Genomic DNA, 3,131 nt, shown 5'->3' with positions numbered 1-3,131 from the left:
TCTAAAGAAGTAAGGTGGAAGATAAACTGCTCGTAAAAGCCCGATTGGTGAGGGCTAATAATCAGTGGGGATGAAGAAAACCCCCACTGATTAAAGTTTCACTTTATCCACAAGCATATTTTTCATAAATAAAGCTTAAATTATATTTCTTCTCTAAACTCATTCTCTGCTCATCATCACACCAGTAGAATAAAATATCATGAATCGTTGCGTAGCGTTTATTCTTTAGGAATAGTTTAAAGAATGATGGTAAACAGTCATGTAATTGTATAAATATATAATTACGTAATATTTCTTCCTTATATTCAATTCCTTTACAAACATACATCAACTCTTCGCAATAATACGCATGTTGCGGAACTTGAATCATTTCAAAAAATGGCACATAGGATAAGAGCTTTCCAATGAAGTGCCCATGCCGATTCATGATTTCTATCGTCATATGCTCCATCATTTCTTTCATTACATATAAATAATCATCTACGTGCGTTGTTTTTAATGGATCGAGCCGATCAGCAATTTGCGATATAACAGCTTTTTGACATGCGATAACAGCTTGGCTAGGTCCGTAGTATGAGAGAAAATCAGTACACTTACGATATTTTCCCAATAAATCAAATGTATATAAATCACTCAAGTATGTATTACAATATATTGCTAGATTCATCATGTCATAATTTAATTGCTCTTTTGATAGTATCTTTGCCTGTTTACACATATAAAAGAATGTGAATTCCAGTACTTCTTTATGCGACAATAATTCACTACATTCTTCAATACATTTTTTATTAAATTTTACTCTTTTCCAAATCTCCGCATCTTCATGTTTTAATTCCCCAACACGATATTTTATAATTAAATAATTTAAAGCCACAACCTGTGTCAACAAATCCCATGCTTCATATTCCATTGAAGTGTGTACAAATTCATCTAATCTTTGATTGATCATAAACTTATATGCTTCTTTATACCATCCAATTTCTTGGCATAGACGAACAATGCGCACTAAAGTAGGAATTTCATCTTTATGAAACTGTGGCAAGTCTTTCATTTTATTCATTCCATATAAGATAAACGGAGCTAAATTCTCTTCTTTATAAAATTCTTTCTCTTTCCATACTAAAATCGTTCTCTCTTTTCCTTCACCTTTTGGATGACAAGGTACAAGTAAAGAAAATAAATCAGCAAAATTCTTCGGTTCTACATATGTATCTGTAACCAAATTCCAATTAGGATCGTTCTGTACAGCCCTCATATAACTCTCCTTCCATATTTCTCTATATAGGAAATATCAATTCGTTTAACGAACTACAGATAATTAATATTGTTATATTCAGAATCTCTAATAATAATTATATTTATTAGTATATCATTTTTCATCTTAATAATTATGAGGAATAACAATTTTAAAAAAACTTTCACATATACTATCGATATTCTCCGTCTATAACAATTCAAATACATCCTGCTAACAATTACTTTTATCCCGTATGAACGGGCAGTAATACTCCCACCTCAAAATTCGATGAAAGCAAAGAAGTTAGGTGAGAGATAATAATCAGTGGGGGATGAAGAAAACCTCTCCACTGATTAAAGTTTCACTTTATCTGTCGCTGTTAGAATAATGTATTTGATTGTCATCCTTCATCTAAATCGTTTATAAAAATATTTAAAATCACTATTTATTTTCATTCTGTATGCTCTGATATTTCACTTAAGGCAAATCCCGCTTGATCATCCGCCGCTTCTACTATTGCTAAATCACCTAATGCCAACATTCCAACAAGTCGACCGTTCTCCACTACTGGTAGTCTTCTTATTTGATAACGTGCCATCAACTCTGTTGCCTTTTCAACGGGGTCATTAGGAGATATTGAAACAATATTTGTTGTCATCACATTTGTAATTTTGTTCGAACCTGGGTGCTTTTCAGCGATTCCACGTACAACTAAATCACGATCTGTAACAAGTCCAACTACTTGATTATTTTCAACAACCGGAATCATTCCAATTGCTTCTTCTTTCATCTTTACAGCCGCTTCATACACATTATCCAGTGGTGTACACTGTACAATATCGGTACTCATCAATTCTCTAACTAGTGTCATATTGTAAATTCCCTCCTTTTAATACATACCATAGCTTTTCCAAAATTCCTTTATTTATTTCATACAAATAATCCTGTTTTAGAATCATGATATAGTATATAAAAAGAAGAAAGCTTTTAGATAAGAAAAAAAGAGCCAGCAAATTGCTGACTCTTTTTTATGACCCGTACGGGATTCGAACCCGTGTTACCGCCGTGAAAGGGCGGTGTCTTAACCACTTGACCAACGGGCCATGGCTCCGCAGGTAGGACTCGAACCTACGACCGATCGGTTAACAGCCGATAGCTCTACCACTGAGCTACTGCGGAATATGGTGGGCCTAAATGGACTCGAACCATCGACCTCACGCTTATCAGGCGTGCGCTCTAACCAGCTGAGCTATAGGCCCATATTTCTTACAGGGGCAGTAGGAATCGAACCCACACCGGAGGTTTTGGAGACCTCTGTTCTACCTTTAAACTATGCCCCTAAATGATGCCGGCTAGAGGACTTGAACCCCCAACCTACTGATTACAAGTCAGTTGCTCTACCAATTGAGCTAAGCCGGCATAAAAAAATGGTGGCTCGGGACGGAATCGAACCGCCGACACGAGGATTTTCAGTCCTCTGCTCTACCGACTGAGCTACCGAGCCTTTATGTAATGGCGGTCCCGACCGGGGTCGAACCGGCGATCTCCTGCGTGACAGGCAGGCATGTTAACCACTACACCACGGGACCATTGGTTGCGGGGACAGGATTTGAACCTGCGACCTTCGGGTTATGAGCCCGACGAGCTACCAGACTGCTCCACCCCGCGATGATATAATATTATTTTAAAAATGGAGGAGGTAGAGGGATTCGAACCCCCGCGCGACTCTCGCCGCCTGTCGGTTTTCAAGACCGATCCCTTCAGCCGAACTTGGGTATACCTCCAATAAATAACTAAAGTGGAGCCTAGCGGGATCGAACCGCTGACCTCCTGCGTGCAAGGCAGGCGCTCTCCCAGCTGAGCTAAGGCCCCATGTTTAAAGATATCGGGAAGA

The 3,131-nt window shown here is 38.1% G+C and carries 2 protein-coding genes and 10 tRNA genes; all 12 read right to left on the bottom strand.

All coding sequences use genetic code 11. The features are described from left to right. Positions 1-103 precede the first annotated feature (103 nt). The 12 genes from V7183_RS03840 to V7183_RS03785 all read right to left on the bottom strand — a co-directional run bounded on the left by V7183_RS03840 (position 104) and on the right by V7183_RS03785 (position 3,109). The gene (locus tag V7183_RS03840) at positions 104-1,255 is read right to left on the bottom strand and encodes a DUF3965 domain-containing protein (RefSeq protein ID WP_097897723.1); all 1,152 of its coding nucleotides are present in this window, start codon (positions 1,253-1,255) and stop codon (positions 104-106) included. 433 nt (positions 1,256-1,688) lie between these two features. Then, on the bottom strand, positions 1,689-2,108 hold the full coding sequence (locus V7183_RS03835; protein ID WP_097897724.1) for a CBS domain-containing protein: 420 nt from the start codon (positions 2,106-2,108) through the stop codon (positions 1,689-1,691). Positions 2,109-2,268: 160 nt separating this feature from the next. Beyond that, positions 2,269-2,340 (bottom strand) — tRNA-Glu (locus tag V7183_RS03830). Between the two features lies 1 nt (position 2,341). Beyond that, positions 2,342-2,416: transfer RNA gene (locus V7183_RS03825), tRNA-Asn, on the bottom strand. 3 nt (positions 2,417-2,419) lie between these two features. Then, a tRNA-Ile gene (locus V7183_RS03820) sits at positions 2,420-2,496 on the bottom strand. 10 nt (positions 2,497-2,506) lie between these two features. Continuing rightward, positions 2,507-2,577, bottom strand: a tRNA-Trp gene (locus V7183_RS03815). 6 nt (positions 2,578-2,583) lie between these two features. Further along, positions 2,584-2,656 (bottom strand) — tRNA-Thr (locus tag V7183_RS03810). Between the two features lie 9 nt (positions 2,657-2,665). Beyond that, positions 2,666-2,741 (bottom strand) — tRNA-Phe (locus V7183_RS03805). A gap of 9 nt (positions 2,742-2,750) precedes the next feature. After that, positions 2,751-2,826: transfer RNA gene (locus V7183_RS03800), tRNA-Asp, on the bottom strand. Between the two features lie 2 nt (positions 2,827-2,828). Continuing rightward, positions 2,829-2,905, bottom strand: a tRNA-Met gene (locus V7183_RS03795). A 23-nt stretch (positions 2,906-2,928) separates the two neighbouring features. Then, positions 2,929-3,021: transfer RNA gene (locus V7183_RS03790), tRNA-Ser, on the bottom strand. A gap of 15 nt (positions 3,022-3,036) precedes the next feature. Beyond that, a tRNA-Ala gene (locus tag V7183_RS03785) sits at positions 3,037-3,109 on the bottom strand. Positions 3,110-3,131: the final 22 nt, after the last annotated feature.

Origin of the sequence: Bacillus sp. JJ1127, assembly GCF_036965845.1 — a bacterium.
Taxonomy (GTDB): Bacteria; Bacillota; Bacilli; order Bacillales; family Bacillaceae_G; genus Bacillus_A.
The sequence above is the reverse complement of the archived record's forward strand: the minus strand, read 5'-3'. Positions and strand labels throughout refer to the sequence as shown.

Coding starts and splice junctions, on each gene's coding strand:
- V7183_RS03835 (WP_097897724.1), bottom strand. CDS start 2,108: ATGACACTAGTTAGAGAATTGATGAGTACCGATATTGTACAGTGTACA.
- V7183_RS03840 (WP_097897723.1), bottom strand. CDS start 1,255: ATGAGGGCTGTACAGAACGATCCTAATTGGAATTTGGTTACAGATACA.